Here is a 26,309-nt window from a genome sequence, read left to right as displayed (position 1 = left end):
TAGCGCGGCAGGTTTGAGAATGGCGCCATTCACTTGTCATTGCGGAGAGTCGTCATGTCCAGATCCATCGTTGCCGCCTTGCAGATCGGTTCCTTGCCCGGCGGCAAGGCCGAAACCCTGGCGCAGATCCTGAGCTGGGAACAAGCCATCGTCGACGCCGGCGCACGCCTGGTGGTGATGCCCGAGGCCCTGCTGGGCGGCTATCCCAAGGGCGAGCGCTTCGGCACCCAGCTGGGCTACCGTCTGCCCGAAGGTCGCGAAGCCTTCGCCCGCTACCACGCCAACGCCATCGACGTGCCGGGCGCCGAAACCGACGAACTGGCGGCCTTGTCGGCGCGCACTGGGGCCGACCTGGTGGTCGGTGTGATCGAACGCAGCGGCCATAGCCTGTACTGCACCGCACTGTTCTTCACGGCCCAGGATGGTCTGGTGGCCAAGCACCGCAAGTTGATGCCCACCGGCACCGAACGGCTGATCTGGGCCCAGGGCGACGGCTCGACCCTGCCGGTGGTGGAAGGCAGCGCCGGGCGCCTGGGCACGGCGATCTGCTGGGAGAACTACATGCCGCTGCTACGCACTGCCATGTACGCCAAGGGCGTCGAGATCTGGTGCGCGCCGACTGTCGACGAGCGCGACATGTGGCAAGCCAGCATGCGCCATATCGCCTGCGAAGGGCGCTGCTTCGTGGTCAGCGCCTGTCAGGTGCAGGACTCGCCGCAGCAACTGGGCACCGAGGTGGAGAACTGGCCGGCCGAGCGGCCATTGATCAACGGCGGCAGCGTGATCGTCGGCCCGCTGGGTGAGGTGCTGGCCGGGCCGCTGGTGGGCGAGCGCGGCCTGCTGGTGGCCGAGATCGATACCGCAGAGCTGGCCCGGGTGCGATACGACTTCGACGTGACCGGGCACTATTCCCGACCGGACGTCTTTGAATTGAGCGTCGATGAGCGCGCCAGGCCAGGCGTCAAATTCATCTGAAGTCCGGGCATGTAGGGCTTCAGCCGCGAAGATCGCGCAAAGCCGCTGCATACGCAGTGAAGACGTCGCCGTCTTCGCCGCTGAAGCCGCTGCAACCCTCCGCCCATGAGCCGTGATCTACCGGCGCCGAGCTATTTGTGCTGTATTGAGCGCCTGCCATCAGAGAATCCGGCCATGCCGCATGTCGTTCATACCCACCCGCGCCTCACCGCCTCAGCCACCGTCGGCCTGCTGGCGGGCCTTCTTACCGTGGTCGTCGCCCCACAGCTGAGCCCCATCCAGCAGGGCCTGGTGGGCTGGAACGTGGCGGTGTGGCTGTTTCTCGCCTTGATACTCGCGCGCACCGCGCGCAGCAGCGCCGCCGATGTCAGGAGGGTGGCGGTCATGGAGGACGAGAACGCCGGGGTGGTATTACTTACGGTCTGCCTGGGGGCGCTGGCCAGCGTCGCGGCGATCGTAGTCGAGCTGGCCAATCACAGCGACGCCCACCCGGCCAACCCCGCCCTGCGCTACGGTTTTACTGCCCTGACCATCGCCGGCTCCTGGCTGCTCACCGGCGTGATCTTCAGCCTGCACTACGCGCGGCTGTTCTACAGCTGTGGTGGCGAGCAGCCGGCGCTGAATTTTCCCGATGGTGAACGTCACCCGGACTACTGGGACTTCCTGTACTTCTCCTTCACCCTGAACGTGGCAGTGCAGACCTCCGACGTCGGGGTCATGACCCGCGCCATGCGCCGTGTGGTGCTTGCCCACTGCCTGCTGGGCTTCGTGTTCAACACGGCAATCCTCGGCCTGACCATCAATCTTGCCGCTGGGCTGTTTGGTTGAGCGTTTCAGGGGTAATGTGCGAAGCCACACAAGCCCGGAGACCCTCGAAGATGACCCTGCTCAAGATTGCGGTGCTGGACGATTGGCAGAACGTGGCCAGCGGTGTGGTGGACTGGTCGGTGCTCGACCCCATCGGCCAGGTGACCTTTCTGCATGATTACCCCGCCGACACCGAAACCCTTGCCGCCCGCCTGCAAGGCTTCCAGGTGATCTGCGTGATGCGCGAGCGCACGGCATTCGACCGTGCCCTGCTGGAACGCCTGCCCGACCTCCGGCTGCTGGTCACCGGCGGCATGCGCAACGCCGCCTTGGATGTGGCCGCTGCGCGGGCGCTGGGCGTCGAGGTGTGCGGCACCGACAGCTACAAGAATGCCGCGCCGGAGCTGACCTGGGCGCTGATCATGGGCCTGACCCGCAACCTGGTGCCAGAGGCCAACTCGCTGCGTGGCGGGGGCTGGCAGGTGGGCGTCGGCGGCGATCTGTACGGCAAGACCCTGGCGCTGCTGGGGCTGGGCAGCATCGGCAAGTGGGTGGCGCGCTATGGACAGGCGTTCGGCATGCGGGTGATCGCCTGGAGCCCTAACCTTACGGCTGAGGCGGCTGCCGAAGTGGGGGTCGAGCGGGTCGACAAGCAGGCACTGTTCGAACAGGCCGACGTGCTGTCGGTGCATCTGGTGCTGGGCGAACGCAGCCGCGGGCTGGTGGATGCCCAGGCGCTGGGCTGGATGAAACCCACCGCGCAGCTGGTCAACACCTCGCGCGGGCCGATCATCGATGAAGCGGCCCTGGTGCAGGCCCTGCGCGAGCGGCGCATCGCCGGTGCAGCACTGGATGTGTTCGACCAGGAGCCACTGCCGGCCGAGCACCCGCTGCGCACGCTGGACAACGTGCTGGCCACGCCACACATCGGCTACGTGACACGCAACAATTACCGGACCTTCTACGGGCAGATGATCGAGGACATCCAGGCCTGGCACGCCGGCCAGCCGATCCGCGTCTTTGCCTGAGCGGTGAAGAACCGCTCAACCGGGCGCGGCCTGGCCCGGTAGGGTCGGCCTCAGCCGTAGAGACCGTGATGCGGTCTTCGCGGCTAAAGCCAACATTGTTCGCTTAAGCGGCATGTGGCCCGGTGGGAGCGGCTTTAGCCGCGAAATCGCCAGGAAATTCACTGCATCTGCTGTGAACAGGCGGTCGCTTCGCGGCTGAGGCCGCTCTTACCTGGCCTAACTGACCCGTATTGCGGCTAAAACCACAAGCAGGCTTCAGAGCTTGTAAGTGAAGCCCACCTGCACGGTACGCGGGGCGCCTGGGTAGGCGTAGACGTTACCGAACGCCCCCTCTTCATATTCCTTGTCGAACAGGTTCTTCACGTCCAGGTTCAGGCGCAGCTTGTCGTTGACCTTGTAGTACGACAGCGCGTCATACACGGTGTAGCTGTCCATGCTGAAGTTCGGCACGTTGGCGGTCTGTCCGGCGCGTTCGGCCACGTAGCGGGCACCGCCGCCCAGGCCCAGGCCGCGCAGCGGGCCGTCCTGGAACTCGTAGATGCTCAGCAGGCTGGCGCTTTCACGCGGGATATTGAGCAAGCGCGTGCCGTCGCGCAGGGTGTTGTCCTTGGTCACCTGTGCATCGACATAGGCGTAGCTGCCCATTACCTTCCACGCTGAGGTGATGTTACCCACCAGGTTCAGGTCGAAGCCGCGGCTGCGCACTTGGCCGGCGGCCACGCTGAAGGTCGAGTCGACCGGGTCGGTGGTCAGCACGTTCTTCTTGTCGATCTGGTAGATCGCCGCTTCCACGCTCAGTTGGTCATCCAGGGTCCGCCACTTGGCCCCCACCTCATAGGCCTTGCCCTCTTCCGGATCGAAACCGCCACCCAGGCGAGAGGCACCGCTGTTGGGCTTGAACGACCGCGAAGCGCTGGCATACAGCGCCAGTTCGTCAGTGAGGTCGTAGGTCAGGCCCAGACGCGGCGTGACGGCACTGTCGCTCTTTTCCCAGGATCGCACGCCGGTGATGTAGGCATCGTACTGGTGCTCGAAACGCTCGATGCGCGCGCCAGCCAGCAGCTTCAAGCGCTCGGTGAGGCTCACCTGGTCCTGCAGGAACGCCGCCCAGGTCTTGAGGTTTTCCTTGTCGTGGGTGGTGGTGCGGGTCAGTGCCGGACGTGGCTGGCCATAGACCGGGTTGAAAATGTCGATCGGATAGGCGCTCACCGCGCCGCTGGAACGCAGGATGATCGACTTGTAGTCGTAGTCTTCGTATTCCACACCGGCCAGCAGCAGGTGGTCGAAGCCGCCCGCATTGAAGTGGCCGGTGAGATTGAGCTGCACATCGACATCGGTCCAGTCCAGCTTGCGCCAGTTGAAGTTGCGACCCAGGGTGCGGCCATCGGCGGCGATGCCGTTGGCTTCGACACCATTGCCCTTCATGGTGCCGTCGAGCATCTGCACGCCGCCACCAAGGGTCCAGTCGGCATTCAGGTCGTGCTCGAAACGCAGCTGCGCCATGTTGCTGTCGGTGTGCAGCTTGCCGACGTCCTTCTCGCCCCAGAAGGTGTCTGGCGAGGCCGTGCCGATCTGCGCCGGGTAGCGGGTCAGGCCACGGTCCAGCGGCGCGTTGTTGCGCATGAAGTCACCTTCGAAGGTGATCCGCGTACTGTCGTTGACTTCCCAGTTCAGCACCGGGCTCACCGCATAACGCTCGGTTTCGACATGGTCGCGGAAGGTCTCGCCGCCCTCGCCCAGCACGTTCAGGCGGTAGGCCAGGCGACCTTCTTCGTCCAGCGGGCCGGTGGCGTCCAGGGTGCCACGCGTCATGCCCTGGTCGTTGAGCTGGCTGCCCAGGGTCACCGAAGCTTCGCGCGACGGCTGCTTGGACACCACGTTGAAGGTGCCGCCCGGGTCGCCACGGCCATACAGGGTGGCAGCCGGGCCGCGCAGCACTTCCAGGCGCTCGATGGTGTTGGCGTCGGGCATGCTCGGATAGCCACGGTTGATCGGGAAACCGTTGCGGTAGAACTCGCTGGTGGTGAAACCGCGCACGGTCAGGCTGGTCAGACCCTGCCCCCCGAAGTTGTTGGCACGACCGACACCGCCGGCGTAATCCAGGGCTTCCTGCAGGCGCGTAGCGCCAAGGTCTTCCACGGCCTCGCGGGTCACCACACTGATCGACTGCGGGGTTTCATGAATCGAGGTATCAGTACGCGTGGCACTGGCCGAACGGGTCGCCTTGTAGCCCTGCACCGGGCCGGTGGCCTGTTCGCTGTCGCCAGCGGCGTTGATGTCGATGACCTGCAGTTCGATGCCCGGCTTGTCAGCCATGGCCTGATCGGCCCAGGCCAGCGGGCTGAGTGCCGCCTGCAGGGCACACAGAGAAACCAGAGTGCGACGCATGTGTAGTTTTATCCCCTTGATGAACAGCGGGCTCATGGCGGCCCGTTTTTTTAGCGCGGCGGATAGTACCGAGTTGTAACTACAATTGAAACTTATTCCCAAATGTAACTCTCAACCGTGCCAGCGGAGCAGTCGCCTTTGCTCTGCCACACGCGCACAATGGCCATCATCCTTCGACCGGAGAGCCTCGATGCCCCGCCTTCACGCCCCCAGCGACCGGCGCAGCGCCCTGCTGGTGATCGACATGCAATATGACTTCATGCCCGGCGGCGCCCTGGCCGTGGCCGACGGCGATGCTTTGGTGCCGCTGATCAACCAGCTCGGCCAGCGCTTCGCCCGGGTGATCGTCACTCAGGACTGGCACCCGGCCGGGCATGTGTCCTTCGCCGCCAGCCACCCCGGCCGCGTGCCGTTCGAGTCGATCAGCCTGCCCTACGGCGCGCAGACCCTCTGGCCGACCCACTGCGTGCAGGACAGCCAGGGCGCACGGTTGCACCACGACCTGCACCTGCCACATGCCCAACTGGTGCTGCGCAAGGGCTGCAACGCGCAGATCGACAGCTATTCGGCATTTCTCGAAGCAGACCGCCAGACGCCGACCGGCCTGGCCGGCTACCTGCGTGAACACGGTATCGAAAGCCTCTATGTGGTGGGCCTGGCGCTGGACTTCTGCGTAGCCTGGTCGGCGCAGGACGCGGCGCGTGCCGGCTTCGCCACGGCGGTGATCGAAGATGCCTGCCGCGCCATCGACCTAAACGGCTCGCTGCAGGCGGCCTGGCAGGCCATGCGCGAGCTGGGTGTCGAGCGCCTGCACAGCGACGCATTGCCGGCCTGAATGGCCACTTCATGAGCGGCGAACGACTGCAGGGGCCATCGGTCTGACACAACAGACAGACGGGCCCCCGTCGCATTTCTCATGAAGGTAGTGGCTATGCAAGAGCAAGCAGACGGCAAGACCCCCGGCCTGTCAGCCGAAGAAGAGCGCGAGATCGATGAAAAGCTGCCGCCGCGCGCGGTGGTGCTGCACGAGACCATCCGTGTGCAGGGCGACCATGAGTTGGAGCGCAGCGTCGCCGCCTTGTGGTGGTCGGCCCTGGCGGCCGGTTTGACCATGGGCCTGTCGCTGATGGCCATGGGGCTGTTCCGTTCACGGCTGGGCGACAGCGACGCCAGCCACGTGATCGCCAGCCTGGGCTACTCGGCAGGTTTTCTGGCGGTGATCCTGGCGCGCCAGCAATTGTTCACCGAGAACACCCTCACCGCAGTGCTGCCGGTGATGAGCAAACTCACCCTGGGCAACTTCGGGCGCCTGTTGCGGCTCTGGGGCGTGGTGCTGTTCGGCAACCTGTGCGGCACCCTGCTGGTGGCCTGGGTGATGCTGCGCCTGCCGATCTTCGACGCGCAGACCGACATGGCTTTCCTCGACATCGGCCGCAAGGTGATGGAGAACGAAGCGGGGCAGATGCTCGCCAAGGGCATCGTCTCCGGCTGGATGATCGCTACCATGGTGTGGATGATCGCCTCGATGGAAAGCGCCAAGATCGCGATCATCGTGGTCATCACCTACCTGATGGCGCTGGGCGACTTCACCCATATCGTGGTCGGTTCGGTGGAGGTCTCCTACCTGGTCTTTGCCGGCGAGGCGAGCTGGTCGGACTTCTGGCTGCACTTCGCCGCGCCGACCCTGGCTGGCAACATCATCGGCGGCAGCTTCATCTTCGCTCTGCTCAGCCACGCGCAGATCCGCGGCGAGAAAGACATGACCGCCAAACGCGAACGCGACAAACACAAGCTGCTCGAAGAACTGCGCCGCAGCCGCCAAGACTGACCGCGCCCGGCCTTTGCCCGCCAGGCGCAGAAGCACGCCAGCGCCGGGCAAGGGGCCATCATGAACTTTCTTTCAGGAAATTTTCAGGTTCGCACAGGCAAGATAAGGCTTTCTCCGAGACTGCAGGCAGGCAAGATGACCCGAATCCTGGCAATCGAAGACGACGCCGTCACCGCAAGGGAAATCGTCGCGGAACTCAGCAGCCACGGGCTGGACGTGGACTGGGTGGACAACGGCCGTGATGGCCTGGACAAGGCCGTCAGCGGTGACTACGACCTGATCACCCTCGACCGCATGCTGCCGCAGGTCGACGGCCTGACCATCGTCACGCGCCTGCGCGCCCAGGGCATCAGCACACCGATCCTGATGATCAGTGCGCTGTCCGACGTCGACGAGCGTGTGCGCGGCCTGCGCGCCGGTGGCGACGATTACCTGTCCAAGCCATTCGCCTCCGACGAGATGGCGGCCCGGGTCGAGGTACTGCTGCGCCGCAACAGCCCGGCCGAGCAGAAGAGCCAGCTGGTGGTCGCCGACCTGGAGCTGGACCTTATGAGCCGCGAAGCGCGCCGCGGCGACCGCGTGCTGACCCTGCTGCCCACCGAGTACAAGCTGCTGGAATTCCTCATGCGCAACCATGGCCAGGTCATCACCCGGATGATGATCTTCCAGGAAGTCTGGGGCTATCACTTCGACCCCGGCACCAACCTGATCGACGTGCACATCGGCCGGCTGCGCAAGAAGATCGACCCACCGGGCACCGCGCCGCTGATCCGTACGGTAAGGGGCACGGGGTATGTCATTAGCGAACCTGCCTAAGGGCTGGCGCTCATCCAGCAGCCGTCTGCTGGCGCTCTACAGTACGCTGTTCGTGGCCTGGAGCAGCATCCTGCTGGGGGTGCTGTACTGGGAGGTCAAGGGCTACCTCGACCAGATGGCCCGCCACTCGCTGATGCAGCGTCAGCAATTGTTCGCCCGCTTCGAAGGCCAGGACCTGGTCGAAGCGCTGGTGGCCAGCATGGCCTTCGACAAACCGGCGGTGGATGCCTTCGGCCTGTTCGACGCGCGCCTGCGCCCCCTGTTCGGGCCGATTCGCCAGGTGCCGGCCAACCTGCCGCTGGACGGACAGATCCACGAACTGGGCAGTTGCATCGTTTCCACCGACCCGAACCTGCCGCGCAGCAGCTGCGCCGCCGTGGCCACCCGCACCCGCGCCGGCAACTGGCTGATCATCGTGCGGGACAACGGTTCGCTGTTCGCCGTCTCGACCCTGATTCTGCATGCCCTGCTCTGGGGCCTGTCGCTGACCATCATTCCCGGCGTGGCCGGCTGGTACCTCTTGCGCCGTCGCCCGTTGCGACGCATCCATGCCCTGCAGGCCAGCGCCGAGGCCATCGTCAGCGGCGACATGAGCAAGCGTCTGCCGGTCTCCACGCGTCGCGATGAACTGGACATGCTGGCGCTGATCGTCAACGACATGCTGGGCCAGATCGAACGCCTGATGAACGAAGTCAAAGGCGTGTGCGACAACATTGCCCATGACCTGCGCACGCCACTGACCAGACTGCGCGCCCGTCTGTATCGCATCCAGCAGGAGGCGCCGGACTCGCCGCACGGCCCGGAAATCGCCCAAGTGATTGCCGAGGCCGACGGTCTGATGGCGCGCTTTCGCGGCCTGCTGCGTATCTCCGAACTGCAGGACCAGCGACGCCGCTCGGCGTTCGTCGAACTGCAGCTGGCGCCGTTGCTGCAGGAGCTGCATGACTTCTACCTCCCGCTGGCCGAAGAGGGCGAGATCAGCCTGCACCTGACCCTGGACGAGCCGTTGCCCGCGGTGACCGGCGACCGTGCGTTGCTGTTCGAGGCACTGGCCAACCTGCTAGACAACGCCATCAAGTTCACCCCGGCGGGTGGCAACGTGGTGCTGCACGCCGGCACCTGGGAAGGCCACGCGCGCATCCAGGTGCGCGACTCAGGCCCCGGCATTCCGGCGGCCGAACGCGAAGCGGTGTTCCAGCGCTTTCACCGCAGCGAACACGACAACCCGCAAGGTTTCGGCCTGGGCCTGTCGCTGGTGGCGGCCATCGTCGAGCTGCACGGTTTCCGCCTGAGCATCGATGCCGCTGCCGAAGGCGGTGCCAGCCTGGTGCTGGACTGCCCGACGAAAACCGCCCTGGCCTGAGCGCCATCACCGGCAGGCATAGCCAGTATCGATTCGCCGGCAGTTCTGCCTGCCGGCGAAAGCCGGTAGCCTGCACGCCATCATCCCCTCCACCCGCCGCCAGCCCCAGCCCTGTGCCTGGCCGGCCAGCCAAACGCCATGGACCGCCCGATGACTTCACGCCACACACCTGCAGCCCTGACTCCCGGCCTGGTACTGCTGTTCGCTTTCTGCTGCGGCGCCATCGTCGCCAATATCTATTACGCCCAACCGATCATCGAACTGATCGCGCCGGACCTCGGCCTATCCAGCACCCTGGCCAGCCTGATCGTGTCGCTGACCCAGATCGGCTACGCGCTGGGCCTGTTCTTCCTGGTGCCACTGGGCGACCTGCTGGAAAACCGTCGGCTGATGATCGCCACCGCGCTGCTGGCAGTGCTGAGCCTGGCCGGCGCGGCACTGGTCGAGCAGCCCAACCTGTTCCTGGTGCTGTCGCTGCTGGTGGGTTTCAGTTCGGTATCGGTGCAGATCCTCATTCCGCTGGCCGCACACCTGGCGCCGGAAGCCACGCGCGGGCGAGTGGTGGGCAGCATCATGAGCGGCCTGTTGCTGGGCATCCTGTTGGCCAGGCCGCTGGCCAGTCTGATCGCCGACCACTTCGGCTGGCGTGCGGTATTCGCCTGTGCCGCCGGGGTGATGCTCGCCATCTGCGTGATGCTGGCCACCACCATCCCCAGTCGCCAGCCCGAGCACCGCGCCTCCTACCCGGCGTTGCTGGCTTCGCTGTGGCAGTTGCTGCGCCAGCAACCGGTGTTGCGCCAGCGCGCCTTCTACCAGGCGTGCATGTTCGCCACTTTCAGCCTGTTCTGGACCGCCGTACCGCTGGAGCTGGCGCGCCACCATGGCCTGTCGCAAAGCCAGATCGCGCTGTTCGCCCTGGTCGGCGCCATTGGTGCGCTGGCCGCGCCGGTGGCCGGGCGCCTGGCCGATGCCGGCCACACCCGCCAGGCCAGCCTGACAGTGCTGGCCTTGGCGGCGCTGTGCTTTTTGCCGGCGCTGAGCCCCATCGGCGCCGGTGTGGTCGGCCTGGCCGTCACCGGCGTGCTGCTGGACTTCTGCGTGCAGGTCAACATGGTGCTCGGCCAGCGTGCCGTCTACGCCCTGGACGCCGCCAGCCGCAGCCGCCTCAATGCGCTGTACATGACCAGCATCTTCATCGGCGGCGCCATCGGCTCGGCCGTGGCCAGCCTGCTGTTCGAACACGGCGGCTGGACCGCTATCCTGGTCGCTGGCACCGCCCTGCCCGGCCTCGCCCTGCTGGCCTTCCTGCGCGACACCGCCAAGGCTCGCCAGTTGGCCTGAGCACTTCGCCGGCCCTCAGTACCCGGCTGCGGCGCCATTGCCGCGCGGGTCGAAGGCGCCTTCGAAGCTGCCATCGGGCCAGCGTACCGCCGCGGCGGCGTGGCCCATGGTTTCGCTGAACGGTGCCAGCACTTCCACCTCGTGGCCAAGCGCTTGCAGCGCGGCGAGCACCGCCGGCTCGAAGCGCCCCTCCACCTTCAATGAATCGCTGCTGTCGCCCCAGGTGCGTCCAAGAAGCCAGCGCGGCGCGCTGACCGCCTGCTGCAAGGGCTGGCCGAACACGGCATAGCGGCTGAACACGGCAGCCTGGGTCTGCGGCTGGCCGTCACCCCCCATGGTGCCGTAGACCATGGTGCGCCCGTCCTTGAGACGCGCAGCCGCCGGGTTGAGGGTGTGGAAGGGCTTCTTGCCGGGACGCAGGGCCAACAGGTGGCCGGGGTCGAGGCTGAACGAGGCGCCGCGGTTCTGCCACACCAGGCCACTGCCTGGCAGCACCACACCGCTGCCGAACTCGTGGTAAATGCTCTGGATGAATGACACCGCCAGGCCGTCCTGATCGATGACGCCCATCCACACCGTGTCGCCCGGCCCCTTGCCGGCACCCCAGGGCATGGCCTGTTGCGGATCGATAAGCGCCGCCTGCTGCTCCAAGTAGTGCGGCGCCAGGAAGGTCAGCGGGTCGACGCGCATGTCGGCCGGGTCGGTGATATGCGCATCGCGAACCTTGAAGGCCAGCTTGGTCGCTTCCACCAAGGTGTGCACGTACTGCGCCTCATCCACCGGCTGCTGTGCCAGGCCGGCACGCTCGGCAATGCCGAGGATCAGTTGCGAAACCAGGCCCTGGGTCGGTGCCGGCAGGTTGTAGACACTGCCGGCAGCGTGCGCCAGCTCCAGCGGACGTACGCGCTGTGCGCGGTAGGCGGCCAGGTCATCGGCGGTGACCGGCGCACCGAGCTGCGCCAGGTCGGCCGCGATGCTGGCGGCCAGTTCACCACGATAGAAATCGTCCAGGCCATGCTCGCTCAAACGCTGCAAGGTGGCCGCCAGACGCGGCTGGCGGAAAAGGCTGCCGGCTGCCGGGACCTGACCATCGACCAGGTAGGTGTCGGCAAACCCCAGCACTGCTTGCAGCTCGCCGAGCTTGGCCTGGGTGGCAGCCTGTTGCGACGGCGTGACCGGTGCGCCGGCGCGGGCGTAGTGAATGGCGTCGGCCAGCAGCGTAGCCAGCGGCAGGCGGCCGCCGCGCTCGGCACTGATCGCCAGCGCCTCCTGCCAGCCGCCGACGGTGCCGGCCACGGTCAGCGCCGCTGCCGCGCCGCGGGTCGGAATGCGCGCCTGACCCTGGTAACGCGCCAGGCTGGCCAGGCTGCCGGCAGGGCCGCTGGCGTCGATGGCCAGCGGCGCGCCGTGCTTGGGCACGATCAGCCAGAAGCCGTCGCCGCCCAGGCCATTCATGTGCGGGTAGACCACGGCGATGGTCGCCGCCGCCGCGACCATCGCCTCGATGGCATTACCGCCGCTGCGCAGAATGGCCAGCGCCGACTGTGCGGCCAGGCTGTGAGGCGCCACTGCGATTCCGCGGGCGGCCTGGGTGGTATTGAGCATGGGGTGTCCTGTAGTCGGGTTGAAGAGCAATGCTGTTCGCTGAAGCCGCGCCGGCAGGGTCAATGGGGCGAATCAGCTCATGAGGCTGACCTGCGCGGCGACGATGCGCCAGCGACCCTCGAGCCGCGCCCAGGTCTGCTGCTGGCGGCCGATGCGTTCGCTGCCCGCACGGGTGAACTCGGTGCTGCAGACGGCAAAGTCCTCGCCATAGGTGGTGATCACCGTGTTGCGCAGGGTTCTGGCCAGGCCAGCAGCGGGCCGTGCAGCGCGGAAGGCACGAATCGCTTCGATGCCATAGAGGTTTTCCCCAGCGCCCAGGCGCACAGTGCGCGGGTCGTGCCAGAACAGCTCGTCGAGCACCTCGATGTCGTTGCCCACCAGCGCCTGTTCGTAGCGCTGGAACGCGGCGCTGACTTCGGCCAGCACCTCTGGGCGGTCAATGGCTTGCAGGTTCATCGCCTCACTCCTGATTGATGGCCGCAACCTGGGTCACGCCCCGCTGCTCCAGCTCATGCGCCACGCGCAGGCAGGCCTGTTCGTTGAACGGCGCGGCGATCAGCTGCACCCCGATCGGCAGGCCATTGGCGCCGCGCAACGGCACACTGACCACCGGCAGGCCAAGGAAGGAAATCGGCTGGGCCAGCATGCCCATGCTGGCGCGGGTCGGCAGTTCGGCACCACCGATGTTCATGGTTTCCTGGCCGATGAGGGTCGCCGACGTCGGCGTGGCCGGGGCGATCAGCACATCCACCTCGTCGAACAGCGGCAACACCTGGCGCTGGAAATGCCGGCGAAAGCGCTGCGCCTGCACGTACCAGGCCGAAGGAATCATGGCCCCGGCCAGCAGACGCTCGCGCGACAGCGGCTCGAAGTCCTGCGGCGCACTGCGCAGCGCTGGCAGGTAGGCGTTGCCGCCCTCGCTGGCGCTGATGATGAACGCCGCGCTGCGCGCCAGGCTGGCTTCGGCCAGGGTGATCTCCCGCTCGCTGCCCAGCGCTCTGGCGACCCGCGCCACCGCCTCCTTGGCCGTGTCATCGCACCATTGCTGGAAGTACCCGCCCAGTACCGCGCAGCGCAAGCCGTCGGCGCCACGCGCCAGGCTGACGGTCAACGGCTCGGCCGGCCTGTCGGCCTGAAAACCGTCGTCCGGGTCGTGCCCCAGCAGCGCGTCATAGACCTGCGCCAGGTCTTCGCTGCAGCGCGCCAGCGGGCCGATGTGGTCGAGGCTGCCGACGAAGGGATGGGTGCCGCTGCGCGACAGGCGGCCGAAGGTCGGCTTGAGGCCGAAGATCCCGCACAGCGAGGCTGGCACGCGGATCGAACCATTGGTGTCGCTGCCCAGGGAGAAATGCACCAGCCCGGCCGCCACCGCCGCCGCCGAACCACCGGACGAACCACCGGCAATGCGCGTCAGGTCATGGGGGTTGCGGGTGGCGCCGAAGTGGGTGTTTTCCGTGGTGAAGCCATAGGCATAGGCGTCCATGTTGAGCAGCCCGGCCAGCAGGCCACCACTGGCCGTCAGCTGGCGCACCGCCCAGGCATCGCGCGTGGCCGGTGGACGCTGCTGGAACAGCTTGGCACCGGCCAGGGTGGCGAAGCCCTCTACGTCGAACAGGTTCTTCACCGCATAGGGCACGCCAGCCAGCGCTGGCAAGGCGGCTCCCTGGCGGCGCAGCAGGTCCTGCTGATCGGCCTCGCGCAGCATGCGCTCGGCGGTCACCTGGGTCCAGGCGTTGATCGCCGGGTCGTGGCGGGCGATGGCCGCCAGGCTGTGTTCGGCGATGCCGCGGGCGCTGAGTTCGCCGCTACGCAATGCCGTACGCAGCTGGCCAATGGTCAGGGAGGCTGGATTCATGCTCGGTACACCCCCGCCACTTCCAGCCGGTCATCCAACGGGTAGTCCATCAGCGGCTCGGCCATGGCGGCTATACGGCTGAACTGGGTGAGCAGTTCCTGGCGGCGGGCCTCATCGAGCTGCAGGCCCAGCACCTGTTCCATCTGCTCGACGTAAGCGGCCCAGTCGGGCGTGACCTGTGTCATGGTGAACTCCTTGGGGCGTCAGAAGCACGGCTTCTGCTACGCGGGCTGCAAGACCGCCGCCTGGCATGCCGTCGCGAAACGGACAGTGCAGGCAAACGCGTGATTGCTATATCATCGACCGAATGAAACAAAAGTTACAAGGTGCCTCTGTGAATCAGTTAGACGAACGCCTGCGCAGCCACTACTCGCAACTCACGCCCCAGGAACAGCGCCTGGCCGAGTTCATGCTCGACCATTACGACGACCTGGTGAGCTACAACAGCGCCGAGCTGGCGCGCCTGACCGGGGTTTCCAAAGCCACCGTCAGCCGCCTGTTCAAGCGCCTGGGCTACGAGAAGTACAAGGACATGCGCGAAGAGCTGCGCACCCTGCGCCAGACCGGCATGCCGGTGGCCGACAACCGCGATGCGGTGCAGGGCAACACCCTGCTGGCGCGGCACTACAAGCAGGAAATGGCCAACCTCAGCCAATGGGTGAATGCCATCGATGCCCGGCAGTTCACCGAAGTGGTGCAAGCGCTGGGCCACAGCCGCCGGGTCTGGGTGGTGGGCATGCGCAACGCCTACCCCGTGGCCCTGCACCTGCGCCAGCAGCTGCTGCAGATCCGCAGTGCCGTGCAGGTGTTGCCGCAACCGGGCCAGACCCTGGCCGAGGAACTGGTCGATGCCGGCACCGACGACCTGGTGGTGGTACTGGGCTTCCGCCGTCGCCCACGCCTGCTCAAGCCTCTGCTGGACAGCCTGCAGGCGCGGCAGATTCCTACCCTGGTGATCTGTGAACCGCAGGCCCAGGCAGTGATCGAACGGGCGCGCTGGCACCTCTGCACCCCGCTGGACAGCGTCTCGGCCTTCGACAGCTACGCCAGCGCCAACAGCCTGATCAACCTGCTGGTCAATGCGGTGCTGCACGAGCAGCTCGGCGACGGGCGCCAGCGCATCCAGCAGATCGCCACCCTGTATGGCGAGCTGGATGAGCTAGAACAGCGCTAACGCACCAAGTTGGCGCACTGGAACTCACCAAAGCGCCTTTTTCGCCCGCTTCCTTTCTGCCCCTTCCGCCGCATGCCCACCGCCGGAGCTCCCCCCCAAAGCACCTGAGCAGCTTTGCAGAGCCTGACTTTCAAAGCATTGCGACTGGTTTCAAGCACCCGCCGGGTGACCGACGCACGGCGAAAGGCCATTGGCACACTCGTTGCAGAATCACGATTAACGAATCTTTTGTTTCATTACGCTGATCAACAGGGGTGTCGAAGATGAAGAAGAAACTGATGGCGGTACTGGCAGGCGCTCTGTTGCTGACCCAGGCGGGCGCAGCGCTGGCCGACCAGCTGCAGGACATCGAGAAGCGCGGTGTCATCCGCATCGCCGTCCCTCAGGACTTCCCGCCATTCGGCTCGGTCGGCACCGATCTGCAGCCACAGGGCTATGACATCGACATGGCCCGCCATCTGGCCAAGCAGATGAAACTAAAGTTGCAACTGGTGCCGGTCACCAGCGCCAACCGCGTGCCCTACCTGCAGACCGACAAGGTCGACCTGGTGATCTCCAGCCTGGGCAAGAACGCCGAGCGTGAACAGGTGATCGACTTCAGCAAGGCGTACGCGCCGTTCTTCCTCGGTGTGTTCGGTGCCAAGGATGCCAGCCTCAAGGATGCCGCCGGCCTGGCCGGACAGTCGATCGGCGTGACCCGTGGCGCGGTGGAGGACATGGTGCTCACTGAAATCGCCCCGGGCGGCGCTCAGGTCAAGCGCTACGAAGACAACAACACCACGCTGTCGGCCTACCTGTCCGGCCAGGTGCAGTACGTTGCCACCGGCAACCTGGTGGTCGCCGCCATCGCCCGGCAGAACGCCGAGCGCGCTCCGGTGGCCAAGTTCATGCTCAAGGATTCGCCGTGCTTCATCGGCCTGCGCAAGAACGAGGCGGCGCTGAAGGACAAGGTCAACGCGATCATCGACGAGGCTCGGCAGGACGGCACCCTGAACAAGCTCTCCGAAGAGTGGCTGAAAGCGCCACTGCCTGAAAACCTGGGCGCTTAAGGGCTTCGCCATGCTTGCACAGCTGAACTTCCCCGCCCTGCTGCCCTACTGGCCGGAGCTGCTCGCCGGCCTGTGGGTGACCCTCCAGCTCACGGTGCTGGCCACCGTGGGCGGGGTGTCCCTGGGCATTCTCGGTGCTGCCTTGCGCAGCGGCCGGCCTTCGCTGGCCAGCCGCCTGTGGGGCGCCTACGTCGAGCTGATCCGCAACACGCCCTTCGTGGTGCAACTGTTCTTCATCGTCTTCGGCCTGCCCAACCTGGGACTCAAGCTGAGCGCCGGTGAGGCCGCACTGCTGGCCATGCTGATCAACCTCGGCGCCTACAGCACCGAGATCATCCGCGCCGGTATCCAGGTCACTCCGCGTGGCCAGTGGGAAGCCGGCCGGGTGCTGGGCCTGACCCGCAGCCAGACCTTCATCCGCGTGGTACTGCCACCGGCCATGAAGCGCATTTATCCAGCGCTGGTCAGCCAGTGCATCATCGTCATGCTCGGTTCTTCGGTGGTGTCCCAGGTGTCCTATGAAGAACTGACCTTCGCCGCCAGCCTGATCCAGTCGCGCACCTTCCTCAGTTTCGAGGTGTACCTGGTCACCGCCCTGATGTACCTGGCGCTGTCCATCGCCATGCGCCAGGCGCTGCTGGCCATCGGCCGCAAATGCTTTGGAGACCAGCCATGATGACCACCTTCAGCGACTGGGACATCCTGCGTAACCTGCTGCTCGCCGCACGCTGGACCGTCCTGCTGTCCATGACCGCGTTCGTCGGCGGCACTCTGGTCGCCATTCCCCTGGTGATGATGCGCCTGTCGCGACACACCTGGCTGCACAGGCTGATCCGCGCCTACACCGAGCTGTTCCAGGGCACGCCGCTGCTGATGCAGCTGTTCCTGGCATTCTTCGGCGTCGCCCTGCTGGGCATCGACGTCTCGCCATGGACCGCCGCCTCGCTGGCGCTGACCTTCTACACCAGTGCCTTTCTGGTGGACATCTGGCACGGCAGCATCCGCGCCCTGCCGCGTGGCCAGTGGGAAGCCTGCCGCTGCCTGGGCCTGGACTTCGGCCAGACCCTGTACCGGGTGATCCTGCCCCAGGCGCTGCGCATCGGAATCGCCCCCACCGTGGGCTTCGCCGTGCAGGTCATCAAGGGCACGGCGCTGGCCTCGATCATCGGTTTCGTCGAGCTGACCAAGGCCGGCACCATCCTCAACAACGTGACCTACGCGCCCTTCAAGGTGTTCGGGCTGGTAGCCCTGGGCTACTTCCTGATGTGCTATCCGCTGTCGCGCTACAGCCAGTTCCTGGAGAAGAAATTCAATGCCGCTCATCACCATTGATCAGGTACAGAAGTACTACGGCGACAACCACGTCCTCAAAGGCGTGGACCTGGACATCGAGATCGGCGAAGTGGTGTCGATCATCGGCCGCAGCGGCTCGGGCAAGAGCACCCTGCTGCGCTGCATCAACGGCCTGGAGGGTTACCAGAACGGCAGCATCAAGCTGGCCGGCATGACCGTCACCGACCGCGACTCGCAGGCCCGGGAAATCAGCCGCTCGGTGGGCATGGTGTTCCAGAACTTCAACCTGTTCCCGCACATGACCGCCCGCGAGAACGTCATGCTGGCGCCGCGCCGGGTCTTGAAGAAAAGCGAGGCCGAATGCCGCGAACTGGCCGCACGCATGCTGGAGAAGGTCGGCCTGGCGGACCGCATGGACTACTACCCTGCCAACCTGTCCGGCGGCCAGCAGCAGCGCGTGGCCATCGCCCGCGCCCTGGCCATGTCGCCCAAGGTGCTGCTGTGCGACGAAATCACCTCGGCGCTGGACCCGGAACTGGTCGGCGAAGTGCTCAAGGTCCTGGAGCAACTGGCCGCCGAAGGCATGACCCTGATCCTGGTCACCCACGAAATGAACTTCGCCCGCGAAGTGGGTGACCGCGTGGTGTTCATGCACCAGGGCCGCGTCTGGGAACAGGGCGACAGCCGCGAGCTGTTCGCCAACCCGCAGACCGCCGAACTCAAGCAGTTCATCTCGTCCGTTCGCGGGCTGAACTGAGTCTTCGATAATGACCAACGGAAGTTTCCTGCCGATGAACATTTCCAGCTACCAGCCGGTCAACCCGCCACAGCGCCTGCTGATGGGCCCCGGGCCGATCAATGCCGACCCGCACGTGCTGCGCGCCATGTCCAGCCAGTTGATCGGCCAGTACGACCCGGCCATGACCGGCTACATGAACGAGGTCATGGCGCTGTATCGCGGCGTGTTCCGTACCGATAACCGCTGGACGCTATTGGTCGACGGCACCTCGCGGGCCGGCATCGAGGCCATTCTGGTCTCGGCGATCCGCCCCGGCGACAAGGTGCTGGTACCGGTGTTCGGCCGCTTCGGCCACCTGCTGTGCGAGATTGCCCGACGCTGCCGCGCCGAGGTGCACACCCTGGAAGCGCCCTGGGGCGAGGTGTTCGAGCCCGGCCAGGTCGAAGACGCGATCAAGCGCGTCAAGCCGCGCCTGCTGCTCACCGTGCAGGGCGACACCTCGACCACCATGCTGCAACCGCTGGCGGAACTGGGCGAGATCTGCCGTCGCCATGACGTGCTGTTCTACACCGATGCCACCGCCTCCTTGGGCGGCAACCTGCTGGACAGCGACGCCTGGGGCCTGGATGCGGTGTCCGCCGGGTTGCAGAAGTGCCTGGGCGGGCCGTCGGGTACGGCGCCGATCACCCTCAGCGAGCGCATGGAGCAGGTGATCCGTCGCCGCGCCTGCGTCGAAGCCGGCATCCGCACCGACGCGCATCGCGACGGCGAAGACGAGATGATCTACTCCAACTACTTCGACCTGGGGATGATCCTCGACTACTGGGGCCCCGAACGCCTCAACCACCACACCGAGGCCACCTCGGCGCTGTTCGGCGCCCGCGAGTGCGCCCGGATACTGCTCGAAGAAGGCCTGGACAGCGCCATCGCCCGCCACAAGCTGCACGGCGACGCGCTGCTCAAGGGCATCCAGGGCATGGGCCTGCAGACCTTCGGCAACCTCGAACACAAGATGAACAACGTGCTGGGCGTGGTGATTCCCGAGGGCGTACACGGCGAGCAGGTACGCCAGCTGCTGCTACAGGATTTCGGCATCGAGATCGGCACTTCGTTCGGCCCGCTGGCCGGCAAGATCTGGCGCATCGGCACCATGGGCTACAACGCCCGCAAGGATTGCGTGATGCAGACCCTCTGCGCCTTGGAAGCCGTGCTCAACCGCCTGGGCCTGCGCACCACGCAAGGCGCCGCGATGCAGGCCGCCTGGGATCACTACGCCAGCGTGCAGTCATGAGCTTCATGGAAATGGGCGCGGCCTGCAGCGCGCAGGCCGCGGCCCGTGTCATGGCCCGCTGCGACGAACTGGCCACACTGAGCGCCACGCCCGGCGCGCTGACCCGCGTCTACCTGTCGCCCCAGCATCGCCAGGCCAATGCCCTGGTCGGCGAATGGATGCAGGGGGCGGGCATGCGGGTCTGGCAGGACAGCGTCGGCAATATCTGCGGTCGCTACGAAGGCCGCAGGACGGGGGCATCCGCCCTGCTGCTCGGGTCGCATCTGGACACCGTACGTGATGCCGGGCGCTACGACGGCATGCTCGGGGTCATCACCGCCATCGAGGTCGTGCAGCATCTGCATGACCAGCAGCGGCGCCTGGACCACGCCATCGAGATCGTCGGTTTCGCCGACGAAGAAGGCACGCGCTTCGGCATCACCCTGCTCGGCAGCCGTGGCCTGAGCGGCACCTGGCCGGCGCACTGGCTGGACGAAACCGATGCCGACGGCATCAGCGTCGCGCAGGCCATGCTCGACTTCGGCCTGGACCCGCTGAAAGTCGGCGAAGCCGCAAGGGCCAGGCACGAGATTGCCGCCTACCTGGAACTGCACATCGAACAGGGGCCATGCCTGGAAGGCGAGAATCTGGCCCTTGGGGTAGTGACGGCGATCAACGGCGCCCGACGGCTGAACTGCTCGTTCAAGGGCCAGGCCGGACATGCCGGGACGGTGCCCATGGGCCATCGCCAGGACGCCCTGGCGGGGGCGGTGCAATGGATGGCTGCCATCGAGGCCGGCACGCGCGCGGCCGGTCCGCAGCTGGTCGCCACCGTGGGCACCGTGCAGTGCCACCCCGGTGCGGTGAACGTGATTCCTGGCGAAGTGACCCTGACCCTGGACATCCGTGGCCCCGAGGACGTGGCACTGGACGCGCTGCTGCAACAGTTGCTCGACCAGGCCGGGACGATTGCGGCGCAGCGCGGGCTGCGTTTCAGCGCACAGACCTACTATTCGATTCCTGCCACGCCCTGTGACAAGAGCATTCAGCAGAGCCTCGAAGAGGTCTTGCTGGCCGTGCAGGGGCGTTCGTTGTCACTGCCCAGCGGCGCCGGGCATGACGCCATCGCCATGGCCGACCACTGGCCTGTGGGTATGCTGTTCGTGCGCTGCAAGGGTGGCATCAGCCACAACCCGGCAGAGTCGATCAGCGCAGCCGACGCCGGGCTGGCGGTGCAGGCCCTGATGCAACTGGTCAACCGTCTGGGCTGTCACTGAGTCCTGGGCTGCCGGTACGGTGGCGGGCGGCTCAGTCGCCGCCGCCTCCGCCACACCCGCCACCGCAACCGCCCCCACCACAGCCACTGCTGGCTGCGCCACCACCATCACCGCCGCCATCCCCCCCCGAACTGCCGTGGTGACCATCGCTGCCACCGCCGCAACCGGAACCGCTGCCATCGCTGCCCAGACCCGGGTCGGAACAGAACAGGTCGCTGCCACAGTGCACCACTGCCGCGCCCTGCTGCTCAGTGGCGCGGCGCATGCCCTCACAGTCCAGGGCATAGACGAAGCCCGAGGCAATCACCAGCTTGGCATCCAGGGCGAACAACAGGGGCAGGCGCAGCGCCCGTTTCGGGTTGATCTTCTCTTCGCTGCAGGCGTACCACCAGGTACGCCGCAGGCCCGCGTCGCTCTTCGCCGCCGCCTGCTCGCCCAGGGCGGCCGCCGGGGTGTGATGGAAGAAGCGGCCAAAGGCCTGGCGGCAAAACTCATCGTAGGCCCGCGTATGCAGGATGAACTCGTGCCACAAGTCGTCGACCACCTGGGAAGGCATCGACACATAGCGATAACCGCTCTTGTGGTAGGCCAGGAAGAATTGCCGCAGGCCTTGGGCAACCAGTTGACACTCCTTGATCGTCAGGTGCGGGTGGTGCACGCGCAGTGCGTCGAACAAGCCGCCGGGAAACACGTAATCACGTATGACGCGCTCACGGCGCAGTTCCCGGACCCGTCTGAAATGACCACGCACCCGCAGCACAGCGACGAGCGCGAGAACGACCGAAGGCACCAGCCAGACGTAGGACATCAATACTCTCCGAATATGAAGGTGGCCGCAGGTTAACACCGTGCGGCAGTTGCGCAGCGCACGAGCATGGTTGTACGATGTCTGCTGACTTTATTCGGTACCCGTTGCCTGGGGCACAGGCCGGTACACAGGTAGTCGGCGGCAGCGTTGTGGACATTCGTCTGCCTCTGACCCTGTTTTTCTCGACCTGTGCCCAGTGCAGCGAATTTTCGTACAGAAGCTGAAGCAGCACCGGTCGCGGCCTGCCTGCTCCTCCCTACTCCAACCGCTACTCGGCAACCCATAGGGTGCTGCACCTGCCGCACCCCAGGTCATAACAACAGGAGATACCGATGCCCACCATTCTCGGCCACAACTTCATCGGCGGCGCGCGCAGCGCCCAAGGTCAGAGCCAGCACCAGAGCCTGGACGCGACCACCGGCGAAGCCCTGCCCTACAGCTTCGTGCAGGCCACCGACAGCGAGATCGACGCTGCGGCGCAGGCCGCCAAGGCCGCCTTCCCGGAATTCCGTCAGCTGAGCCCGGCGCGTCGTGCCGAATTCCTCGATGCCATCGCCGATGAGCTGGACCAACTGGGCGACGACTTCGTGGCCATCGTCTGCCAGGAAACCGCCCTGCCCCAGGCCCGTATCCAGGGTGAACGCGGCCGTACCAGCGGTCAGATGCGCCTGTTCGCACAGATTCTGCGCCGCGGCGACTACCTGGGCGCGCGCATCGACCTGCCGCTGCCAGACCGCAAGCCGCTGCCGCGCGTCGACCTGCGCCAGTACCGTATCGGCGTCGGCCCGGTCGCCGTATTCGGCGCCAGCAACTTCCCGCTGGCCTTCTCCACCGCCGGCGGTGACACCGCAGCGGCCCTGGCTGCCGGCTGCCCGGTGGTATTCAAGGCGCACAGCGGCCACATGGCCACCGCCGACCTGGTCGGCCAGGCCATCGTCCGCGCCGCCGAGCGCACCGGCATGCCCAAGGGCGTGTTCAACATGATCTTCGGCAACGGCGTCGGCGAAGGCCTGGTCAAGCACCCGGCGATCCAGGCCGTGGGCTTCACCGGCTCGCTCAATGGCGGCAACGCGCTGTGCAAGATGGCCGCCGAGCGCCCGCAACCGATCCCGGTGTTCGCCGAGATGTCCAGCATCAACCCGGTCATCGTCCTGCCTCAGGCCCTGGATGCCCGCGGCGAAACCGTAGCCAAGGAACTGGCCGCTTCGGTGGTCATGGGCGCCGGGCAGTTCTGCACCAACCCTGGCGTGGTCATCGGCCTGCGCTCCCCGGCCTTCTCGGCCTTCCTGGAGCAACTGGCCGAGCAGATCGGTGGCCAGAACCCGCAGACCATGCTCAATGCCGGCGGCCTGCGCAGCTACAGCAAGGGCGTCGAGCACCTGCTGAGCCACGCGGGTGTCACGCACCTGGCTGGCAAGCCGCAGGAAGGCAAGCAGGCCCAGGCGCAGTTGTTCAAGGCTGACGTCAGCCTGCTGCTCAATGGCGACGAACTGCTGCAGGAAGAAGTCTTCGGCCCGACCACCATCGCCATCGAAGTGGCCGACGACGCCCAGCTCAAGGAGGCCCTGCTGGCCCTGCGCGGCCAACTGACCGCCACGCTGATCGGCGAGCCGGGCGACCTGCAAGGCTATCAGTGGCTGCTGCCGCTGCTGGAAGACAAAGTCGGTCGCATCCTGGTCAACGGCTACCCGACCGGTGTGGAAGTCTGCGACGCCATGGTGCATGGCGGCCCGTATCCGGCCACCTCCGACGCCCGTGGCACGTCCGTCGGCACCCTGGCCATCGACCGCTTCCTGCGCCCGGTGTGCTACCAGAACCATGCCGACGCCCTGCTGCCGCCCGCGCTGCAGAACGCCAACCCGCTGGGCCTGCGTCGCCTGGTCAATGGTGAGTGGAGCGACGGCGCTATCGCCTGATAGCCCTCGATTCACGCAAAAGGCGCGCCCCGCAAGGGTCGCGCCTTTTTTCTTGCCGCTGCCTTCACGGACCTGCAGGCCCACGAAATTTTTTCGTAAAACAATGCCAATTTGCCATTTGCATCACGCTTTTCATCCCGCTTGCATGCCCCTCAAACAGGTTGGAAACCCACCACGCCGCTTGCTGCTCATAAATTAACCACACCCATAAAGCCCAGTAAAAACGGGACATCCACAGAGTTACCCACAGACATACCCACGCTTTTCGTGGAAAACTTTTGTCATTTTTCCGCACCTTAAATGACAGCCGAATGCAACCCCCCTTCGGTCCACGCCTGAGGGGCAAGCGCCTTGCTTTTCAGACGCCACGCCGGTGCAATGGGCCATTTGCCAAAACGGATATCGCATGCAGACGCATTACCCAGTCGCCGTCATCGGCCTCGGTGCCATGGGCGCCGCCGCGCTTTATCAGTTGAGCCAGTCTGGCGTGAAGGCCGTAGGCATCGACCGTTACAACCCGCCCCATGACCAGGGCTCCAGCCATGGCGACACCCGTATCACGCGTTTGTCCAACGGCGAAGGCCCGCAGTACCTGCCGCTGGTGCGACGCTCCCAGACGATCTGGCGCGAGCTGGAAGCGCGCACCGGCGAAGCGCTGTTCGAGCAGTGCGGCGTGCTGGTCATGACCTCTAGCCAACGCCATGATCCGCAAGACCCGGAGGACTTCACCCAGCGCACCATCGCCCTGGCCCGCGCCTACGGTATCCGGCACGAAGTGCTGGATGCGGCGCAGATCCGCCAGCGCTTTGCGCAATTCGCGCCGGTGCAGGACAACGCCGTGGGTTACTTCGAGCCAGAGGGTGGCTATCTGCGCCCGGAACGCTGCATTGCCGCGCAACTGCAACTGGCGCGCAGCCAAGGGGCAACCTTGCGCTGCAATGAACGGGTAACCGGTCTGGTACAGATGGACGATCGGGTGAAGATCAGCACCGACCGGGGCGAAATTCTGGCCGACCGGGTGTCGTCAGTGCCGGGATGTGGTCGGCGAAACTGCTCGGCGCGCCGTTCGACAGCCTGCTGCGGGTTTGCCGGCAGACGCTCTACTGGTTCGAAGTGACCTCACCCGAACGCTTCGCCCCGGCCTCACCCAGCTTCATCCTCACCCACGGCCCCGGCTTCATCGACGTCAACTACGGTTTCCCGCCCCTGCCCGGCGAGGCCAGCATGAAGATCGCCACCGAGCAGTACCAGCAGGCCTGCGACCCGGACGCACTCGACCGGCAGGTCAACGACGATCAGGTTGAAACCATGTACCGCACTCAGGTCGCCGGGCGCATCGACGGCGTGGGCAGCCGCGCCGTGAAGACCTCGGTCTGCGCCTATACGGTGACACCCGACTACCACTTCATCGTCGACGAGCACCCGAGCATGCCGCGTGTGACCGTGGTGTCGGCTTGCTCGGGCCATGGCTTCAAGCATTCGGCAGCGCTCGGCGAAGCGCTGGCGCAGCGTTGCCTGCGTGGCCACAGCGACCTCGACCTGTCGGCCTTCAGCCTTGAACGTTTCAACCGCTGAAAACGACAAAGCCCGCTGACGCGGGCTTTGTTTTGACTTCAGGAGCGCGGCGATCAGTCGTCGCGGCCCATGATGCCGAAGATCTGCAACAGGCTGACGAACAGGTTGTAGATCGACACGTACAGGCTGATGGTGGCCATGATGTAGTTCCGCTCACCGCCATGGATGATGGCGCTGGTCTGGAACAGGATGCAGGCCGAGGAGAACAGCACGAAGCCGGCGCTGATCGCCAGTTGCAGGCCACTGATGTTGAAGAACAGACCGGCCAGCACGGCGCCCATCAGGACGAAGAAACCGGCGGTGATGAAGCCACTCAGGAAGCTCATGTCCTTGCGGGTGGTCAGCACGTAGGCCGACAGACCACCGAACACCAGGGCGGTCATGGCGAAGGCCGAGCTGACCACTTCGGCGCCGCCGCTCATCTGCAGGTAGCGGTTGAGGATCGGGCCGAGGATGAAGCCCATGAAGCCGGTCAGGGCGAAAGTGGACACCAGACCCCAGACCGAGTCGCGCAGCTTGGCGGTCAGGAAGAACAGCCCATAGAAGCCGATGAGCACGACGAAGATGTTCGGGTAGCCGACGCGCATCTGCTGCGCGACGAAGGCCATCACACCGCTGAAGGCCAGGGTCAGGGCCAGGAGGCCGTAGGTATTGCGCAGGACACGACTCACCTCGAGCTGGTCGGCTTCCTGCACGCCGGTTTTAAGTAGGTAATCCTGTTCGCGCATGGCGAAGCTCCTCACAGTTGATAGCTTGTTGAAATGACAAGTTGCAAAGATCATAACAGAGCCTTCGAGCCGCTCCAGCCCCAGTGTTTGACAGCTTGTTACATTCCGGTATGATGGCGCCCGCAACGAAAGTGGAGGTATGGCCGAGTGGTTTAAGGCAGCAGTCTTGAAAACTGCCGACTGTAACAGGTCCTAGAGTTCGAATCTCTATGCCTCCGCCATATTCAGACAGAAAAGCCCCGTATTCCGGGGCTTTTTTGCGTCTGCCCGCCCTGCCCTTGCGCTCGTCTCAGGTCAGGTTTCAGGCTGGCCTCGCCAAGCGCCGGATGAGGCTCATGGCCACCTTGAAAGGCTCCGGTCGTGCGCGCGGCTCAGGCCGGCTTTCGAAATGGGTGATCAAGCTTGCGAGCAAAAGCGCCTGCCATCGCGCAACAGCCCCAAGCGCTTATTGCATGCACGACGTTCTAAATCTCG

General features: G+C 65.7%; 23 protein-coding genes, 1 tRNA gene and 1 pseudogene. 18 read left to right on the top strand and 7 right to left on the bottom strand.

Features of this window, described 5'->3' with window-relative positions:
* Positions 1-54: 54 nt before the first annotated feature.
* From RRX38_RS00745 to RRX38_RS00735, 3 genes are all read left to right on the top strand, one after another.
* On the top strand, positions 55-975 hold the full coding sequence (locus RRX38_RS00745; RefSeq protein WP_315961098.1) for a carbon-nitrogen hydrolase family protein: 921 nt from the start codon (positions 55-57) through the stop codon (positions 973-975).
* A gap of 174 nt (positions 976-1,149) precedes the next feature.
* Positions 1,150-1,803, top strand: coding sequence for a DUF1345 domain-containing protein (locus RRX38_RS00740; protein WP_315961097.1), 654 nt, complete (start codon positions 1,150-1,152; stop codon positions 1,801-1,803).
* 50 nt (positions 1,804-1,853) lie between these two features.
* Complete coding sequence (locus RRX38_RS00735; protein ID WP_315961096.1) at positions 1,854-2,810, top strand: D-2-hydroxyacid dehydrogenase family protein; 957 nt, start codon at positions 1,854-1,856, stop codon at positions 2,808-2,810.
* Positions 2,811-3,065: 255 nt separating this feature from the next.
* Here RRX38_RS00735 and RRX38_RS00730 read toward each other — a convergent pair whose 3' ends face one another.
* Positions 3,066-5,198 carry a TonB-dependent siderophore receptor gene (locus RRX38_RS00730; protein ID WP_315961095.1) on the bottom strand — a complete coding sequence of 711 codons (2,133 nt, stop codon included), beginning with the start codon at positions 5,196-5,198 and terminating at the stop codon, positions 3,066-3,068.
* A 190-nt stretch (positions 5,199-5,388) separates the two neighbouring features.
* Here RRX38_RS00730 and pncA point away from each other — a divergent pair, with 190 nt between their 5' ends.
* From pncA to RRX38_RS00705, 5 genes are all read left to right on the top strand, one after another.
* Entirely contained in the window at positions 5,389-6,033 is a 645-nt protein-coding gene (gene pncA / locus RRX38_RS00725) for a bifunctional nicotinamidase/pyrazinamidase (protein ID WP_315961094.1), read from the top strand.
* 96 nt (positions 6,034-6,129) lie between these two features.
* Entirely contained in the window at positions 6,130-7,026 is an 897-nt protein-coding gene (locus RRX38_RS00720; RefSeq protein WP_295477612.1) for a formate/nitrite transporter family protein, read from the top strand.
* Positions 7,027-7,161: 135 nt separating this feature from the next.
* Positions 7,162-7,842, top strand: coding sequence for a response regulator transcription factor (locus RRX38_RS00715; RefSeq protein WP_295477615.1), 681 nt, complete (start codon positions 7,162-7,164; stop codon positions 7,840-7,842).
* Complete coding sequence (locus RRX38_RS00710; RefSeq protein WP_295477618.1) at positions 7,820-9,205, top strand: sensor histidine kinase; 1,386 nt, start codon at positions 7,820-7,822, stop codon at positions 9,203-9,205. Before RRX38_RS00715 ends, RRX38_RS00710 begins: the two co-directional genes overlap by 23 nt.
* A 150-nt stretch (positions 9,206-9,355) precedes the next feature.
* The gene (locus tag RRX38_RS00705) at positions 9,356-10,546 is read left to right on the top strand and encodes an MFS transporter (RefSeq protein WP_295477620.1); all 1,191 of its coding nucleotides are present in this window, start codon (positions 9,356-9,358) and stop codon (positions 10,544-10,546) included.
* Positions 10,547-10,561: 15 nt separating this feature from the next.
* Here the strand turns inward: RRX38_RS00705 and RRX38_RS00700 are convergent, their stop codons facing one another.
* From RRX38_RS00700 to hpxX, 4 genes are all read right to left on the bottom strand, one after another.
* Positions 10,562-12,151, bottom strand: a complete 1,590-nt coding sequence (locus tag RRX38_RS00700; RefSeq protein ID WP_315961093.1) for a gamma-glutamyltransferase family protein — start codon at positions 12,149-12,151, stop codon at positions 10,562-10,564.
* Between the two features lie 72 nt (positions 12,152-12,223).
* On the bottom strand, positions 12,224-12,607 hold the full coding sequence (hpxZ, locus tag RRX38_RS00695) for an oxalurate catabolism protein HpxZ (protein ID WP_315961092.1): 384 nt from the start codon (positions 12,605-12,607) through the stop codon (positions 12,224-12,226).
* Positions 12,608-12,611: 4 nt separating this feature from the next.
* Entirely contained in the window at positions 12,612-14,006 is a 1,395-nt protein-coding gene (locus tag RRX38_RS00690) for an AtzE family amidohydrolase (protein WP_315961091.1), read from the bottom strand.
* Positions 14,003-14,191, bottom strand: coding sequence for an oxalurate catabolism protein HpxX (gene hpxX / locus RRX38_RS00685; protein WP_295477630.1), 189 nt, complete (start codon positions 14,189-14,191; stop codon positions 14,003-14,005). Before hpxX ends, RRX38_RS00690 begins: the two co-directional genes overlap by 4 nt.
* A 149-nt stretch (positions 14,192-14,340) precedes the next feature.
* On the opposite strand from hpxX, the gene RRX38_RS00680 reads away from it, so the two are divergent.
* The 7 genes from RRX38_RS00680 to hpxK all read left to right on the top strand — a co-directional run bounded on the left by RRX38_RS00680 (position 14,341) and on the right by hpxK (position 20,808).
* Complete coding sequence (locus tag RRX38_RS00680; protein WP_295477634.1) at positions 14,341-15,180, top strand: MurR/RpiR family transcriptional regulator; 840 nt, start codon at positions 14,341-14,343, stop codon at positions 15,178-15,180.
* 254 nt (positions 15,181-15,434) lie between these two features.
* Positions 15,435-16,229: a transporter substrate-binding domain-containing protein gene (locus RRX38_RS00675; protein ID WP_410524854.1), complete on the top strand. Its 795-nt coding sequence runs from the start codon at positions 15,435-15,437 to the stop codon at positions 16,227-16,229.
* A gap of 10 nt (positions 16,230-16,239) precedes the next feature.
* On the top strand, positions 16,240-16,905 hold the full coding sequence (locus RRX38_RS00670) for an amino acid ABC transporter permease (RefSeq protein ID WP_295477640.1): 666 nt from the start codon (positions 16,240-16,242) through the stop codon (positions 16,903-16,905).
* Positions 16,905-17,561, top strand: a complete 657-nt coding sequence (locus RRX38_RS00665) for an amino acid ABC transporter permease (protein WP_315962613.1) — start codon at positions 16,905-16,907, stop codon at positions 17,559-17,561. The genes RRX38_RS00670 and RRX38_RS00665 overlap by 1 nt, the downstream gene beginning before the upstream one ends.
* Positions 17,542-18,279 (top strand): amino acid ABC transporter ATP-binding protein, encoded by a 738-nt coding sequence (locus tag RRX38_RS00660; protein ID WP_295477643.1) that lies wholly within the window; start codon positions 17,542-17,544, stop codon positions 18,277-18,279. Before RRX38_RS00665 ends, RRX38_RS00660 begins: the two co-directional genes overlap by 20 nt.
* A gap of 10 nt (positions 18,280-18,289) precedes the next feature.
* Positions 18,290-19,552: an alanine--glyoxylate aminotransferase family protein gene (locus RRX38_RS00655; protein ID WP_315961090.1), complete on the top strand. Its 1,263-nt coding sequence runs from the start codon at positions 18,290-18,292 to the stop codon at positions 19,550-19,552.
* Positions 19,549-20,808: an allantoate amidohydrolase gene (gene hpxK / locus RRX38_RS00650; protein ID WP_315961089.1), complete on the top strand. Its 1,260-nt coding sequence runs from the start codon at positions 19,549-19,551 to the stop codon at positions 20,806-20,808. Before RRX38_RS00655 ends, hpxK begins: the two co-directional genes overlap by 4 nt.
* A 31-nt stretch (positions 20,809-20,839) precedes the next feature.
* Here hpxK and RRX38_RS00645 read toward each other — a convergent pair whose 3' ends face one another.
* Positions 20,840-21,616 (bottom strand): hypothetical protein, encoded by a 777-nt coding sequence (locus RRX38_RS00645; RefSeq protein WP_315961088.1) that lies wholly within the window; start codon positions 21,614-21,616, stop codon positions 20,840-20,842.
* Positions 21,617-21,948: 332 nt separating this feature from the next.
* Between RRX38_RS00645 and RRX38_RS00640 the strand changes: the two genes are divergently transcribed.
* Together RRX38_RS00640 and solA are read left to right on the top strand one after the other, a co-directional pair.
* Positions 21,949-23,532 (top strand): aldehyde dehydrogenase (NADP(+)), encoded by a 1,584-nt coding sequence (locus tag RRX38_RS00640; RefSeq protein WP_295477655.1) that lies wholly within the window; start codon positions 21,949-21,951, stop codon positions 23,530-23,532.
* A 406-nt stretch (positions 23,533-23,938) separates the two neighbouring features.
* A pseudogene (solA, locus tag RRX38_RS00635) lies at positions 23,939-25,107 on the top strand (N-methyl-L-tryptophan oxidase).
* A gap of 53 nt (positions 25,108-25,160) precedes the next feature.
* Here the strand turns inward: solA and RRX38_RS00630 are convergent.
* The gene (locus RRX38_RS00630) at positions 25,161-25,835 is read right to left on the bottom strand and encodes a Bax inhibitor-1/YccA family protein (RefSeq protein WP_295477661.1); all 675 of its coding nucleotides are present in this window, start codon (positions 25,833-25,835) and stop codon (positions 25,161-25,163) included.
* Positions 25,836-25,968: 133 nt separating this feature from the next.
* Here RRX38_RS00630 and RRX38_RS00625 point away from each other — a divergent pair.
* Positions 25,969-26,056 (top strand) — tRNA-Ser (locus tag RRX38_RS00625).
* The last annotated feature ends 253 nt before the right edge of the window (positions 26,057-26,309 follow it).

The organism is Pseudomonas sp. DTU_2021_1001937_2_SI_NGA_ILE_001, from assembly GCF_032463525.1.
In the GTDB taxonomy this organism is placed as follows: Bacteria; Pseudomonadota; Gammaproteobacteria; order Pseudomonadales; family Pseudomonadaceae; genus Aquipseudomonas.
Note: the sequence above shows the minus strand (reverse complement) of the source record. Positions and strands in the feature narration are given on the sequence as shown.